Here is a 14,647-nt window from a genome sequence, read left to right on the forward strand (position 1 = left end):
CCGGTCGCGGACGGCGCCCCGCACGCCGCCGCCGGTGTGGCCGGCATGGGCGCCGGTAACCGGCGCCGGCGCGCGGGCCGACCTGCCGCCGCGGTGCCGCGCCGCTCACCACCGCACGTCCAGGCGCTCGGGGGAGCGGTGGATCATGGTGGGCAGCATGCGCACGCGGGCCTCCGGGGCCAGGCGGGCGCCCGGCAGGCGCCGTGTCAGTTCGTGCAGCACCGTCGTCAGCTGTGCACGGGCCAGGCGCGCCCCCGGGCAGGCGTGCACCCCGTGCCCGAACCCGAGGTGGCCCCGTGGGCGGCGGGTGACGTCGAGGCGATCGGGCCGGGCGAACCGCGCGGGGGCGCGGTTGGCGGCGCCGAAGGAGACGAACACGACGGCGCCTTGCGGCAGCCGCGTGCCGCCCAGGGAGGTGTCGGCGGCGGCCCGGCGGCGGAAGCCCTGGATGGGGGAGTCGAACCGGGCGCACTCCTCCACGGCGTCGGGGATCAGCTCGGGGCGCGCGCACAGCGCCTCCCACTGCTCGCGGTGGCGCAGCAGGTGCAGCAGCATCGAGGCCATCAGCGCGCTGGTGGTCAGGTGTCCGGCCAGCAGCAGGTTCTGCAGCGAGGAGACGCACTCGCCGCGCTGCTCGCGGGTGAGCTCCCGGGCGCCGGCGGGGGCCAGCGCACTCACGAACTCGGTGATCAGGTCGTCGCGCGGCTCGGCGTGGCGGCTGCGCACGTAGTCGTCCATCCGGTGCTGAAGCCGCGCGATCTCCCGCGCGGCCGCGACCTGGTCCTCGGCCTCCATCGGGCGAAACGCCAGTTCGGTGGCACGGTAGCCGCCGCGTACCACCGCCGGCACGTCCTGGGCCTCCAGCCCCAGCAGACGCCCGATCACCTCCCCGGGAAGCCGCCGCGCCAGGTTCTCCACCAGGTCGGCACCGTCCTCGGCGGCCAGGCCGTCGACGATGCGCGCCGTGCGCTCGCCGATGAAGTCCTGCACCGACGCGACGCGGGCCGCCGAGAGGCCGCGGGTGTGGGGCGCGCGGTAGCGGTGGTGGGCCTCGCCGTCGGAGGACAGGACGACGCCGCCCCCGCCCACGCCCTTGGCCATCTCCGCCCGGGCTCGGGGCACCGGGGTCGCGTCGGGCCGCAGGGCTCCGGCCGAGGACAGGTCCTCAGGGCGGGACAGCGCTTCGCGGACGTCGGAGTAGCGCGTCACCAGCCACGCGTCCAGCTCCGCGGAGAATACGAGCCCCGGTTCGCGGCGCGCCCGCGCGTAGTGGGGATACGGGTCGCGCTGGAAGGCGTCGAGCGCGGCGAGGTCCATGCGGCTCCCTGCGGCTGTGGCGGCGTGCGGGTGGTTACCTGCGGTGATGATGGCCGAGCCGGCGCCGGGCGGACAAGGCTCGGTGCCGGTTGTGGCCAGCGGCCTCCGCGGGGTCGCACCCCCGTGGTCTGCGCGTTCTCGTACGTGTTGGCAAGAATGTAGTAGGAGTGCTATAAAAAATAGTGTCCGCAATACGGAAGGTAGGAAGGTTATGGCATTGGTGGAGGAGGACACGCACGCGCCGGCCGCGCACGGCGGCGCCGACGGGCCCGGCGCCGCCGTCGAGGTCTCGGGGCTGCGGATGCGCTACGGCGACAGCGAGGTGCTCGCCGGGGTCGACCTGCACGTCCGCTCCGGCGAGGTCGTGGTGCTGCTGGGGCCCAACGGCGCCGGCAAGACCACCACCGTGGAGATCCTCGAGGGGTTCCGGGCACGCTCGGCCGGCGACGTCCGCGTGCTGGGCGCCGACCCCGCCACGGCCGACGAGCGCTGGCGGGCGCGGCTGGGCGTGGTCATGCAGTCCTGGCGCGACCACGGCCGCTGGCGCGTCGAGGAGTTGCTGTCCCACCTCGCCGGCTTCTACGCCCCCTACGCCGAACCGGGGCGGCCCAAGCCGCGGGCCGTGCCCGAACTGCTGGAGACCGTGGGGCTGAGCGACTACGCCCGCCGCAGGATCAACACCCTCTCCGGCGGGCAGCGGCGCCGGCTCGACGTCGCCATCGGCATCGTCGGCAGGCCCGAGGTGCTGTTTCTGGACGAGCCCACGGCCGGCTTCGACCCCGAGGCGCGCCGCGGCTTCCACGACCTCGTGCACGGCCTGGCCGACGAGAACACCGCGATCCTGCTGACCACCCACGACCTCGACGAGGCGGAGAAGCTCGCCGATCGCATCCTCATCCTCGCCGGCGGCCGTGTGGCGGCCGAAGGCAGCGCCGAGCAGCTGGCCGGGCGGGTGTCCGCCGACGCCGAGGTCAAGTGGACCCGCGGCGGGCAGCGGTTCGTGCACTCCACGCCCGACGCCACCGCCTTCCTGCGCGGGCTGTTCGCCGACTACGGCGACGAGGTCGCCGACCTGGAGGTGCGCCGCGCCGGCCTCGAAGACGCCTACATCAGCCTGGTGAACCGCTACGAGGCGGGCGGCGCCCACGAGGCCGCGTCCGCCTTCGCCGAGGAGATCCGATGAACGCCCCGTCCATGACCGCCCTGCGCGCCGGCTTCAGCCGGGGCCTGATCGAGTACCGCCACACGCTCTCCAGCAAAGGCGATCTCTTCGCCCACTTCGGCACGATCACCGTCTTCATCGTCGTCTCGCTGATCATGAGCGGCCAGGACATCGACGGCACCGACGTGCCCATCGCCAACATGTGGATGCCGGGACTGATGGGCCTCACCGTGTGCATGAGCGGGCTGTTGACCGTCGCCTCCACCCTGGCCACCGACCGCGAGGACGGGACCCTGCTGCGGGCCAAGGCGGTGCCCGATGGGATGATCGGCTACCTCATCGGCAAGGCCGTGCACATCGCACTCGTCACCGCCTCGGTCGTCGCCGTGCTGATCGTCGCGGCCACGCTGCTGCTCGACGGTTTCGACCCGGGAGGTCCGGCCGACTGGGCGACGGTCGCCTGGGTGCTGGTCCTGGGGCTCCTCGCGACAGCGCCGCTGGGCGCGATCGCGGGCTCGCTCATCTCCAGCCCGCGCGCGGTGATGGCCGTGCTGGTCCTGCCGTTCATGGCGGTGATGGGCGTGTCCGGCATCTTCTATCAAGCCGGCGCCCTGCCCGAATGGATGCAGTGGATCGCCCAGGCTCTGCCCCTGTACTGGATCGGGCTGGGCATGCGTTCGGCGTTCCTGCCCGATACGTTGCTGGCCGTGGAGATCACCGAATCCTGGCGCCTGGACCAGGCAGCCCTGGTGCTCACCGCGTGGGCCGTCGTCGGCTTCCTGGTGGCGGTGCCCATCCTGCGGCGCATGGCCCGGCGCGAGTCCGGAGCCCGGGTCGAGGCCGGCCGCCGGAGGGCGATGCAGCGTGGCTAAGGCACGGCACGAGGACGAGCGGACGGCGTCGGCGGGAGAGGACGGTCCCGCCGAGGCCGCCGACGGCTCCGGCACCGGGCACAAGGGCGGCACCCGCGGCGGTGCGGCAGCCGACGCCGAGCGCATCCACAACCGGATCGCGGTGCTGCGCGCCGAACGCGGCGTATCCCGCCGCCAGCTCGCCCAGGCGCTGGGAGTGCACTATCAGACCGTGGGCTACCTGGAGCGCGGCGAGTACAACCCCAGCCTGCACCTGGCGCTGCGCATCGCGAAGTACTTCGAGGTCCCCGTCGAGATCGTCTTCTCCACCGAGCCCTTCCCCAGAATCGGCGGCTGACCGCCCCGGCGGGTACGGGCTCCGCTCCTGCGGTTCAGCGCCCGTGCTTTGCACGCAGGCGGCGTCGGCGTCGAAGCCGTAGGCGTTGGGCTCGCACGGGTCGAGCCCGGGCGGCCGGTGGAACGGGTCCGTCGGCTGAGCGGCCGGGCCGTCTGCGGGCGGCGGGTCGGGTGGGAGCAGCGGTTGGGACACGGTGGCGGCTGAGGAGCTTCTGGCGTTCGGCGTCCGGCCGCGCGACCGGGGGACGGCGCCGATCGTGTTGCGGCCCCTGTCAGCGTGTGCGGGGAGGCCGAGGTCGGTGCTGCGGTAGGTGTGCGCAAGACTGCGGGCATGCGACGCGACACAGCAGAGGCCGGGACCGCCGAGCCGCTCACGCCCCGCAGCCCCGACCGCATCACCGCCCTGGACGCCCTGCGGGGCTTCGCGCTGTGCGGGATCGTGTTCATCAACATCCCGCAGACCATGGAGATGTACGCCCACGCCGGGCAGATGCCCTTCGAGCTCCGGTTCTTCGTGTTCGGACGCTTCTACCCGATCTTCTACCTCCTCTTCGGCCTGGGCTTCGGCATCTTCCTGCGCTCGGCCGAGCGCCGCTGGGACAAACCGCGGCTGCTGCTCGTGCGCCGCTTCACCGCGCTGGCGGTGCTGGGCGGGCTCCTGCACCTGATCCAGCCCGGTGAGGTGCTGCTGCCCTTCGCCGTGGCGGGTTTCCTCGTCCTGCTGCCGGTGAGCTACCTGCCCCGGCGCGGTGTCGTGGCCGCCGGCCTGGTACTGACGACGGTTGGCGTCCTCGCCGGCGTGGGCGGCTTCGGGCTGCTTCCGGGGCTGTTCGCGCTCGGGTTCGCACTGGCGGAGCTGCGCGTCGCTCAGACCCTGCACCGGCGCGCGGCGCAGTCGGCCGTACTGGCGGCGGCGGCCGCCGCCGCGGCCGCCGCGTCCGTGGGCCTGGTCGCACTGGAACTGCCCGCACCGGCCCAGCCCCGAATCGGGCTGCTGCTGTCGGTGTCGATGGCTGCCTGCTACGTAGGACTGTTCCTGCTGCTGATGCGCACCCCGGCCGCGCGGCCGCTGGACGCGGTCCTTGGACCGATGGGGCGGATGGCGCTGACCAACTACGTCACCGCGGCGCTGCTGTTCGTCCCGATCGGACTCGCGATGGGACTGCACGGCTCCTCGCTGTGGGCGCAGGCGGCGGCGCTGGGTGCGGGCATTCTCCTGCTGCAGGCGGTGTGGAGCGCGCTGTGGCTGCGGGCGTTCGCCTACGGCCCGCTGGAGTGGCTGTGGCGATGCGTCACCTACGGAAAGCTCCTTCCGATCAAGGAGCGCGCCTAGCCGACCCGCACGGGCAACCCGGCCGCCGCCACCGGCCGCCCTAACCCTCCAGCAGTGCCCGGCCGATGTAGTCCCCCTCGGACGCGGCCCGAGGGACGGCGAACAGAGCACTGCCCTCGTGGCGGGTGTACTCGTTGAGCGCGTCGCCGCTGTCGGCGAGGTTCTGCTGGACCGGCACGAAGCCCCGGGCCGGGTCGGCCTGCCAGGCCATGAACAGAAGCCCCGCATCACGGGTGCCGTCGCCGCGCCAGCCCTCGTCGAAGCTGTAGCCGCGGCGCAGCATGCGGGCGCCGAGGTTGTTCTGCGGACCGGCCAGGCGGATGTGGGCGTGGTCGGGAACGGCCGGGCGGCCGTCGGCGCCCGTGGCGCCCAGGTCGACCTCGGCATCAGGGCCGTGCCGGCCGAGCGGGGCCCCGGTGGCCAGGTCGCGTCCGATCACGCGCTCCCGGTGGTCCACACCGGTGTCGAACCAGTCCTCCAGCAGCATCCGGATGCGTCGGACGACCACGTAGCTGCCGCCCGCCATCCAGTCCGGCCCGGCGCCCGGCCGCGCCTGCACGGTGCGCGCCAGCAGCGAGGAGCCCGCCGCCGGGTTGTTCGTGCCGTCGATCTGGCCCATCAGGTTGCGCGGCGTGGCCGCGGGATCCTCGGCCGCCGCCGAGGTGCGCCGGAATCCCCGCACCGACCAGCGCACACGCGTATGCTCGCGCGCCCGGGCGAGCAGGTGCTGCACGGCCGCGGCCGCGACCATGGGATCCTCCGCGCCGACCTGCACCAGCAGGTCCCCGCCGCACCACTGCTCGCGCAGCGCATCGGTGGCGAACTCCGGCAGGTCGGCCATCGCCTCGGGGCGCGCGTCGCGGCGGCCGACCGCTTCCAGCAGCGAAGCCCCCACGCCGACGGTGACCCCCAGTGAGGCGGGCAGCAGATCGGCCGAAGCGGCGCCGGGCACGACGGCGGCGGGCCCCTCCCGGTGCAGCCGGTCGGCGGCCGCCGACCACTCCCGCAGCACGGCCGCCGCCCGCTCGCGGGCACCCTCGGCCGAGTCGCCGCCTCCTCCGCCTGAACCGGATCCGGCAAGGTCCAGCGCGACGACGTGAGCGAAGGCCGGCGGGGGGCCGGTGATCCCGGGCTGCAACCGGTCGGGCCCGCCCCGCGGCGCGTGCGCGCCGGCCATCCGCAGCCGCGGCGGCGCGGCGGTGTCGGCGGCGGTGTCGGTGGGCGGCGACAGCGCCTCGCCCGCCCCGAGGCCGGTGCCCGCACCGATGAGCGCCGCTGCGCCCACCCGGGCCAGCAGCCCGCGCCGCGACACGCCGCCGCCGAATCGCTGTTGCTGCGGGCCGTCGTCGGGCCCCGGCCTGCCGTGGGTCATCGCTCGTGCATACTCCTCGTTCCCGCCGCACTCCGCGCCGGCCCCTCCCCGCACCGCCCGATGCGGGGAGGGGCGGTGGCCCAGGATCAGCGGGTGTCGTTTCGCTTCAGAACCGGGGCCCGGACCTCGACCTCGGTGCCGCTGCCGAATTCCAGGGTCAGCTCCACGGCCTCGCCCGCGGTCGGCGCCTCGGGGATGTCCATGAGCATCAGGTGGTAGCCGCCGGACTCCAGGCGCGCGCTGCCGCCGGCGGGCACCGGCACCTCGTCGGCCTCCTTCATCACCTGGGCACCGCTGTCGGAGGCCTCGGTGATGTGGATGCCGGTCTCGGAGGAGACGCTGCTGGAGGCCGCGACCAGCGCGTCGTCCTCCTCGCCGCTGTTGCGGACGGTCATGTAGGCGGCGCCCACGTCGGGCCGGGCAGGTTCGGGCACCCATGCGCCGACGACGCTGATGTCGCCGCTGGAGGCGCTGCCCTTGTCGCGGCCGGCGGCTGCACCGTCGGCGGTCGCGGCGGTCGCGGACGGTGCAGCCGCGCCACCCGAGCCGCCGCCGCACCCGGCCAGGGCGGCGACGGCCAGCGCGGCGGCGCCGAGCGCGAACCCGCGGCGCGCGGCCGCCGGACTCACAGCCGCTCCTCGGCGAGCTGCGCGAGCACCCCGCCCATCTCCTCCGGCGCGGTCCCCTCGTCGAAGAAGCCCACGGCGGCGCCGTCGCCGTCGAGCACGGCCACCCGCTCGCCGTGGCTGACCTGGTAGTCGCCTTCGGTCTTCTTGGACTTCTCGATCGGGATGCCGTAGGCCTCTGCCGCCGTGACGACGTCGTCGATCGGCCCGCGCACGCCGGTGAACTCCGGGTCGAACGAGTCGAGCCAGCCGCGCAGCTGCTCGGCGGTGTCGCGCTCGGGGTCGGTGCTGACCATGACCACGTCGAAGTCGTCCGCTGCGGCGCCGGTGCCCTGAAGCGCGGCGGCCACGTCGGCCATGGTGGTCGGGCATACGTCCGGGCAGCTGGTGTATCCGAAGTACAGCAGCGTCAGCTTGTCGTCGGCGACGTCGCCGAAGGCCCACGGCTTCCCCCGGGCCGTGGAGAACTCGAAGGGCGGCGCGGGCATCGCGCTCGCCGAGACCTCCATGAAAGGGCCCTCGCGCTGCTGGGGCTCCTGCGACTGGCCGGTGCCGCCGCATCCGGCCAGGGCCGCCGCGGCTGCGGCCGCGAGCCCCGTCGCAAGGAGCCTGCCGCGCAGGGCTCCGCTGTGCCGCTCACTCATCGTCGAGCGCCTCTCCTCACCACATCCGACCCCGGTGCGAACAGGACGCGCTTTCGCCGACGCCCGGCCGCGCCGAGCGCGCCCGTGCTCGATCGGGCGGAGTCCCGCGGGGGAGGCGGGCGGCAAGCGGCGCGGTCGCAGCGCCGTCCCGGCAGCGCAGCGCGTTCCAGCTGCGCTGCGCCGCGATGCGCGCGGCCCGGTGCCGACGCTACCCCCGGCCTGCGGCACCGGTGATCGGGGGTCGCCTCAGCCGCCCGCGGCTATCCGCCGGCCGCATCGGGCGCGGTGCGCGCCGCACCCGCGCCGGCGCGGGTGCCGGCGGGGAAACCGATCCGCTGCAAGGCGCGGCGCCCCGGTTCGCAGGCCTGTTCCAGTTCCCGCCGTTCGGCCCCGTCCAGGGCTTCCGATGCGGTCGCGCGGCGCTGGATGAGGGCGGTCGCGCCCTCCAGCCACAGCGGCTCGGCGGCCACTCCGGTGAACCGTGCTATGCGGGCGAGTTCGGGGGCCGGATCGCTCAGCACGTCCTCGTAGCGCACGTGCAGCAGCCGGTCGGAGGGAAGCGCGCTCAGGGAGGGGACCGCGTTCTCGATCATCGACGACCACGCCATGGCGAAGGCGGCCGCGGGGATGGGCTCCTCCATCAGCGCTCGGGCGTCGAACTCCTCGGGCAGGTAGCGGCGCAGGTGCTCCGGCAACCGCTCGGCGTCGCCGGGCTCGGGCGCGTCGAAGGGGTCGTGCCCGAGGACGCCTTGCATCTCCAGGGAACGGAACACGAGCCGGAAGGAGGGGTGGCGGCTCATCGACAGGGCGCAGTCCACGCCGTCGCGGTAGAGGTGGACGAACCTGGCCTCGGGGAAGGAGGAGACGAGCTCGTCGGCCAGCATCAGCGAGGCGCCCGACCGCTCGAAGACCGCGGTGCGCTCCCACATGCGGGCGAGGGAGGAGAACAGGGCGCGGTAATGCTCGGCGATCGGACGCCGCGGCCAGACGCTGACGAGGTCGCGGACCTCGTCGTGGAGGCTGTCGGGGTCGCCGCTCAAGTGCGGCAGGCAGATGAAGGAGATCGCGGGGATCCCCGTCTCGGCGGTGAAGGCTCCCCGCCCGAGCGGGTAGCCGAACTCCGGCGAGGGGATGCCGTTGCGCACCAGGAGGTTGGGTTTGGGGCGCGGGGTGCTGAGGATCTCCCAGAACTCCGCGCCGGTCAGCGGGGCCTGCGGGAACGCGTCGGGAACCAGCGAGCGGAACAGTTCGCTGAGGCTGAGGACCTCGGGATGGCGGACCATGATGCGCGAGAGCATCGTGGAACCGCAGCGTCCCGTCCCCAAGACGATCGTCGTTTCCGGCACGGTCGGTCTCCCTCTGTCAGTTCGGTTGCCGGGCGGGTGCGGGCGGCTCGGCGCGGCGCTTGGCGCGCGATGCGCGCAGCCGGAGGCAGACGACCGCGATCATCACCGCGACGACGGCCAGTGGAAGGAGCGTGATCCAGTCGGTGACGTATGCGTAGGACAGTCCCGCCAGATATCCGGCGGTGGCCAGGACCGCCGCCCAGACGAGCGCGCCGGCGGCGTTGTAGAGGAGGAACCGCGCGAGGCTGATCCGCGACATTCCCGCGAGCAGCGGCACCGCGGAGCGGAAGAACGCCGTCCAGCGGAGCAGGAATATCGCCCAGACGCCCTTGTCGTCCATGAATTTCCGCGCCGCCTCGATCCGTTCCGCGCGCCGCTGCGCGAATGTGCTCCGCAGCACCCTGTCGCCGACGGCCCGGCCGAGAAGGAAACCGAAAGTGTCACCGGTGAACGATCCGGTGAACGCGGCGGCGATCATCAACGGCAGGCTGCCCGGTCCGATCTGCGCCAGAACTCCGCCGAGAACGACGGAGACTTCGCCCGGTAGCAGGAATCCGACGAGTACCGCCGACTCCGCGAATGTCATCAGGCCCACGCACAGGTAGCCGTAGGCCGCGTCCAGGCCCAGCACGAAGTCGTTGAACCCGGACAGCGGATTCTGAATCCCAGCCACGTCCATAGGCTCAGTCTGCACGGAGCAAGGGGAGAAGTCGACGCCGCCGGCGGGTTCGTGCGGACGCGCTTAAGGTCGGATATGGCTGCACTCTTGGATTTTCCGTTCCGGGTGTTCTCCGTTTCCGTGGAAGACACCGGTTCCGGGTGCGGCCTGGCTATGACCTGCGAATTTAGGTCGGCTTCAGTCCGCCCGGGGGGCACGGGAAAGCCTTTATACAGGATCCGCTGCCATTGTTGGCGACGGATTCGGAGGACGTGGTGGCACATCCTGGTAGCCACCGCGGCGGCGGGCCCCGGCGAAAGGGATTTCGGTGGCTGGAGAGCTGACTTTCTCGGCACTTCTACAAGACCGCCTGGCGGTCTTCGGCGATACGGGGAGATTCGTCTTCGCGGGCCGGGACCGGGACGGGGGCGACGACACCGTCGTCGGCTACGCGGCGCTGGACCGCAAAGCGCGCGCGATCGCGCACCTGCTGCTGGAACGCGGCCTCACCGGAAGATCGGTACTCCTCAGCTATCCCGGCGCCCAGGAGTTCCTGCCCGCCTTCATCGGCTGCCTCTTTGCGGGCGCCGTCGCGGTCCCCACGCCCCTTCCGGACCGCTCGCCGGACAGCCTGGAGCGCATCACCCGGATCGCCGACGACGCGCCGGCTCTGGGCGCCGTGCTCACCGGCGGCGCCGATGCCGACTTCTTCCGCTCCCGGCTGGAGGGCGGCCGCCTGCCCGCAGGCGTGGAGTGCCTGGCCACCGACACCGGGCTCCAAACCGCACCGGCGGCCGCACCTTTGCCCGAAGTCCGGCCCGAGGACACGGCCCTGCTGCAGTACACCTCGGGATCGACAAGCGAGCCCAAGGGGGTGCGCATCACCCAGGCCAACCTCCTGCACAACCACCGCGACATCGTCGAGCGCACCGGCGTCAGCCCGGACTCCGTAGGGGTGGGGTGGCTGCCCTACTACCACGACATGGGCCTGGTGGGGCTGCTGCTGACGCCCTTCCACTACGGCACGCCCTGCGTGGTGCTGGACCCCATGGCCTTCCTCAAGCGCCCGCGCCGGTGGCTGGAGCTGATCACCCGCCACCGCGCAACCCACACTGTGGCCCCCAACTTCGGCTATGAGCTGTGCCTGCGGCGCGTGGGCGAGAACGACCTCGACGGCCTTGACCTCAGCAGCTGGCGCGTGGCGCTCAACGGCGCCGAGTTCGTCAGCGCCGAGGTCGTCGAAGGCTTCACCGAGCGATTCGGCCGTGCGGGGTTCCGCCCCGAAACCTTCACCCCCTGCTACGGCATGGCCGAGACCACCCTGCTGGTCACCTGCTCGCCGCCGGAGGATCCGCCCACGGTCCTGGACGTCGATCCCGCGGCCCTGGAACGCCACGAGTTCCGCCCGCCGCAGGAGCCGCGGCAGGCCCGCAGGCTCGTGGGCTGCGGCACGGCGGTCTCCCTGGACGTGCGTGTCGTCGGCGGCGGTTCCGCCGACCCGCGACCGGAGGGCGCCGTCGGCGAAGTATGGGTGCGCGGCGCGAGCGTCGCGGCAGGCTACAGCGGCCGACGCAGCGCCACGGCCGAGACGTTCGAGGCCTACACCACCGGTGGGGAGGGTCCGTTCCTGCGCACCGGCGATCTCGGTTTCCTGCATGCCGGGGAACTCTTCATCACCGGGCGGGCCAAGGAGGTCGTCATCCAGAACGGCCGCAACCTCTACCCGCAGGACCTGGAGGCCGACGTCCGCCGGGCGCTGCCCGAGCGTGCCTGCGGCACGTGCGCGGTCTTCGGCACCGGCCCGCACGGCGACGACGTCGTCGTGGTCCAGGAAGTGCGCGCGGCGGCCCTGGGCGAGATGTCGCTGGAGGAGGCCTCGCGCGACATCCGCTCGGCGCTGGCCCGGTTTCACCGCCTCACGCCCGCTCACGTGGTGCTGGTGCCCTTCTCCCAGGTGCCGCGGACGACCAGCGGCAAGGTGCGGCGCGGCGACACCCGCTCGCTGCACGGCAGCGGCGGCTTGAGCGTGCTGCACGCCTGGCCGCCGGCGGCCGCCGAACCCCTCGCCCGGACCGCGCCGGCGGAGGCCTGAGATGCGCTACCCGCCGCTGGCCCTGGCCGAGGAGCTGGAGGCCCGCATGGGGCCCGCCCAGGCTCCCGGCTCGCCGCTCTCCTACAGGGCCGCCTGCGACCACGACGACCGCGGTGCCTACCCGTGGCAGGCCTCGGAGCGGCTTGAGGAATGGGGGCTGGCCGACTACGCGGTGCCCGCCGCTCACGGCGGCCGCCTTGAGGGCATCGACCGGGCGACCCACATGATGCGGGCCGTGGCCAGGCGCGATCTGACCCTGGCGATCGGCCACGGACGCACCTTCCTCGGCGCGGTGTCGGTGTGGCTGGACGGCCGGCCCGAGCAGGCGCGCGACCTGGCGAAGCGGCTGGCGGCCGGCGAGCGGATCTGCTGGGGACTGACCGAGCGGGCCCACGGCAGCGACCTGCTCAGCGGCGAGCTGTCCGCCACCGCCGAAGGCTCCGGCTACGTCCTCGACGGTGAGAAATGGCTGATCAACGGCGCCACCGACAGCGGTCTGGCATGCGTGTTGGCGCGCACCGCGCCTGAGGCGGGCCCGCGCGGGTTCGGCGCGTTCCTCGTGGACAAGGCCGAGTTGGGCGCCGGGGAGTACCGGTGCCTGCCCAAGGTGCCCACCTACGGGATCCGCGGCGCCGACATCAGCGGAATCGCCTTCCACCGGGCCCGCCTCCCGCGGACCGCGGTCATCGGGTCGCCCGACCGGGGTGTCGAAACCGTGCTCAAGGGCCTGCAGCTGACCCGCACGCTGTGCACGGCGCTGTCCCTGGGCGCGGGCGACAGCGCCCTGCGGTTGGCCGCGCACGCGATCCGCGGGAGCGGCCGCGCGCCGGGCCCGCCCCACGAGGCGGGGTTGCGCCTGGCCCTGGCCCGCGCCTACGCCGACCACCTCCTCGGCGAAGCGGTGTCCATCGCCGCGGCACGCGCCGTCACCGTGCTGCCCGGCGAGTCCAGCATCACCTCCGCGGTGGCCAAGTTCCTCGTCCCGCACACCGCCGATACCGCTGTCGCCCGGCTGGCCCCGGTCGTGGACTGGTGCGCGCCGCCCGAGGACACCGCCCGCGCCTTCGCCAAGACCCGGCGCGACAACCGCATCGTCGGCCTGTTCGACGGCAACAGCGTGATCAACCAGCACGCCGTGATCAACCAGTTCCCCACACTGGCACGCGCCGAGACCAAGCAGCGGGTGAGCCCCGACGCCGGGGACGTCTTCGCCCTGAGCACACCGGCCCCGCCCATCGCGCCCGAGCGGATGAGCCTGGCGGCGCTGCACGGCAGCAGCGTGGTGCAGGCCCTGCCGACCCTGGTGGAGCGGGTCGGCGCCGTCACCGCCGAGGGAGCCCGGCCGGGCGCCGGCGCGGTGGCCGAGGCCGCGCGGCGCCTGGGGCGGGCGCACGAGCGGGTGCGCGTCGAGCTGGCCGCCTACCGCCCGGTGGCCCTGCACGCCCCGCCCGAGGCCTTCGACCTGGCCCGCCGCTACGCCCTGTGCTTCGCCGGAGCCGCGTGCCTGTGGCTGTGGCTGGACAACTCCGACGGCACCGGCACGGCCGGCGCCGACAGCGTCGACCGCGCCGAGGCGCTGTGGGCCGACGCGCTGTGGGCGCGCGCCGCGCTGGCGCGGGTCCTGGAGCGCCTGGGCGACCCGGTGCCGGAGGACCCCGCGGCCGGAGACGCCCTCGCGGGCGCGATGTGGGAGCAGTTCGCCGGCGGACGGCTCTTCTCCCTGCTGGAGTGCCGAGTGGAGGACGAGTGAACGCACCGACGACCGGCGCGGCCGCCGCGGCGCCCCGCGCAGAGGCGACGCGCGTGGAGCGCATGGAGCGCCTGCTGGGCGCCCCGCACGACCCCGCCAACCCGTTGGGTTTCCCGGCGATCGCCGCCGCCGGGCCCGGCTCGCCGGCCCAGGGCTGGGAGACCGTCCTCGACCCCGCCGAGCGCGTCGCGCTGTTCGTGCCCCCTGACCTGGGAGGCGGGTTCTGCGGAGTCGCGGAGCTGATAGCGCGGCTGCGGCCCGTCTACCGCCGCGACCCCGCCACCGGCCGGGCCTTCGCCGGCCCCGCCCTCGCCCGAGCGCCCCTGTTGTGGGACGAGGCGGCACCCCGCGAGAGCCGGCTGCAGGCGGCCCGGGAACTGCGCTCCGAGCGGCCGGCACCCCAAGAACCGCCTCGGACGGGACCGGGGCATCCCGCGGGTCTGGTGCGCGCCGCTATGGCGATGGCGGCCATGGACACAGCCCTGCGCCTGACCCTCGACTTCGCGCGTGACCGGCGCCTCTACCATGGCACGGTCACCGACCTGCCGCACGCGCGCGCGGCCCTGGCCGACGCCTTCGCCCGCCTGCTGCGCGCCGACGCCCTGGTCGCCGCGGCCGCCCGCGCCCGCCCCGAGGGGAACGCAGCCCCGACCGCCTGCGCCGATGCGGCCGCCCTGACCGACGCCGCGCAGACGGCGGTCTCCACCGTGCTGCGCCCGGCCGTGGAGGACCTCGGCGTCGTCTTGGGCGCGCGCTCCTACCTGCACGAAGGACGCCACGCCGCCTTCGCCCGCATCTACGCCGAGGTGGACGCCCTGGACCCCGGACGCGACCCCTCCGTCGGCCGCCTGCTGCTCCGGCGTCTGCAGACCACCGACGCACAGGCGCCGGTCGGCGGTGCACTCTCCGCCCTCGCCGACGCCCCGCTGTGGGTCGGCGATCCACAGGCGGACCGCGCCGTGCGCGCCTGTGCCGGCCTGATGGCGCGAACCGCCGCCGCGGCCCGCCCCGTCACCGAGGCGGCGCCGGCGGGGGCCGCCGCTGAGGAGCGCGAAGCGTTCTTCACCGAACTCGCCGACCGATTCGCCGACTCCCGGAGCTTCACCACCGAGCGCAGCCCGCTGCTGTGGTGACCCGCC

The 14,647-nt window shown here is 74.0% G+C and carries 13 protein-coding genes; 7 read left to right on the forward strand and 6 right to left on the reverse strand.

The window, feature by feature from the left end; translation table 11 throughout:
- Window positions 1-105: 105 nt before the first annotated feature.
- Window positions 106-1,317: a cytochrome P450 gene (locus LP52_RS08675; protein WP_040272294.1), complete on the reverse strand. Its 1,212-nt coding sequence runs from the start codon at window positions 1,315-1,317 to the stop codon at window positions 106-108.
- 211 nt (window positions 1,318-1,528) lie between these two features.
- On the opposite strand from LP52_RS08675, the gene LP52_RS08680 reads away from it, so the two are divergent.
- The 4 genes from LP52_RS08680 (at window position 1,529) to LP52_RS08695 (ending at window position 5,020) form a co-directional block, all read left to right on the forward strand.
- Window positions 1,529-2,500 carry an ABC transporter ATP-binding protein gene (locus tag LP52_RS08680; RefSeq protein ID WP_040272295.1) on the forward strand — a complete coding sequence of 324 codons (972 nt, stop codon included), beginning with the start codon at window positions 1,529-1,531 and terminating at the stop codon, window positions 2,498-2,500.
- Window positions 2,497-3,351, forward strand: a complete 855-nt coding sequence (locus LP52_RS08685; RefSeq protein WP_040272297.1) for an ABC transporter permease — start codon at window positions 2,497-2,499, stop codon at window positions 3,349-3,351. The genes LP52_RS08680 and LP52_RS08685 overlap by 4 nt, the downstream gene beginning before the upstream one ends.
- A 124-nt stretch (window positions 3,352-3,475) precedes the next feature.
- Complete coding sequence (locus LP52_RS28025) at window positions 3,476-3,688, forward strand: helix-turn-helix transcriptional regulator (protein ID WP_052809629.1); 213 nt, start codon at window positions 3,476-3,478, stop codon at window positions 3,686-3,688.
- Between the two features lie 330 nt (window positions 3,689-4,018).
- A complete protein-coding gene (locus LP52_RS08695) occupies window positions 4,019-5,020 on the forward strand; it encodes a DUF418 domain-containing protein (protein ID WP_052809630.1) in 1,002 nt (333 codons plus the stop codon).
- A 40-nt stretch (window positions 5,021-5,060) separates the two neighbouring features.
- Here LP52_RS08695 and LP52_RS08700 read toward each other — a convergent pair whose 3' ends face one another.
- The 5 genes from LP52_RS08700 to LP52_RS08720 all read right to left on the reverse strand — a co-directional run bounded on the left by LP52_RS08700 (window position 5,061) and on the right by LP52_RS08720 (window position 9,681).
- Window positions 5,061-6,392, reverse strand: a complete 1,332-nt coding sequence (locus LP52_RS08700; RefSeq protein ID WP_052809608.1) for a Dyp-type peroxidase — start codon at window positions 6,390-6,392, stop codon at window positions 5,061-5,063.
- A gap of 86 nt (window positions 6,393-6,478) precedes the next feature.
- Window positions 6,479-7,021 (reverse strand): copper chaperone PCu(A)C, encoded by a 543-nt coding sequence (locus LP52_RS08705; protein ID WP_040272299.1) that lies wholly within the window; start codon window positions 7,019-7,021, stop codon window positions 6,479-6,481.
- Window positions 7,018-7,662 carry an SCO family protein gene (locus LP52_RS08710; RefSeq protein WP_052809609.1) on the reverse strand — a complete coding sequence of 215 codons (645 nt, stop codon included), beginning with the start codon at window positions 7,660-7,662 and terminating at the stop codon, window positions 7,018-7,020. The genes LP52_RS08705 and LP52_RS08710 overlap by 4 nt, the downstream gene beginning before the upstream one ends.
- A 260-nt stretch (window positions 7,663-7,922) precedes the next feature.
- Window positions 7,923-9,008 (reverse strand): sulfotransferase family protein, encoded by a 1,086-nt coding sequence (locus LP52_RS08715; RefSeq protein WP_157036269.1) that lies wholly within the window; start codon window positions 9,006-9,008, stop codon window positions 7,923-7,925.
- Between the two features lie 16 nt (window positions 9,009-9,024).
- On the reverse strand, window positions 9,025-9,681 hold the full coding sequence (locus LP52_RS08720; RefSeq protein WP_169775355.1) for a DedA family protein: 657 nt from the start codon (window positions 9,679-9,681) through the stop codon (window positions 9,025-9,027).
- Between the two features lie 313 nt (window positions 9,682-9,994).
- Here LP52_RS08720 and LP52_RS08725 point away from each other — a divergent pair, with 313 nt between their 5' ends.
- From LP52_RS08725 to LP52_RS08735, 3 genes are read left to right on the forward strand one after another with little or no spacing between them, the layout of a single operon-like run.
- Window positions 9,995-11,758 carry a fatty acyl-AMP ligase gene (locus LP52_RS08725; protein ID WP_052809612.1) on the forward strand — a complete coding sequence of 588 codons (1,764 nt, stop codon included), beginning with the start codon at window positions 9,995-9,997 and terminating at the stop codon, window positions 11,756-11,758.
- Window position 11,759: 1 nt separating this feature from the next.
- Entirely contained in the window at window positions 11,760-13,508 is a 1,749-nt protein-coding gene (locus tag LP52_RS08730) for an acyl-CoA dehydrogenase family protein (protein WP_052809613.1), read from the forward strand.
- Entirely contained in the window at window positions 13,505-14,641 is a 1,137-nt protein-coding gene (locus LP52_RS08735; protein WP_040272300.1) for an acyl-CoA dehydrogenase family protein, read from the forward strand. The genes LP52_RS08730 and LP52_RS08735 overlap by 4 nt, the downstream gene beginning before the upstream one ends.
- Window positions 14,642-14,647: the final 6 nt, after the last annotated feature.

The organism is Streptomonospora alba, from assembly GCF_000826685.1.
GTDB lineage: Bacteria > Actinomycetota > Actinomycetes > Streptosporangiales > Streptosporangiaceae > Streptomonospora > Streptomonospora alba.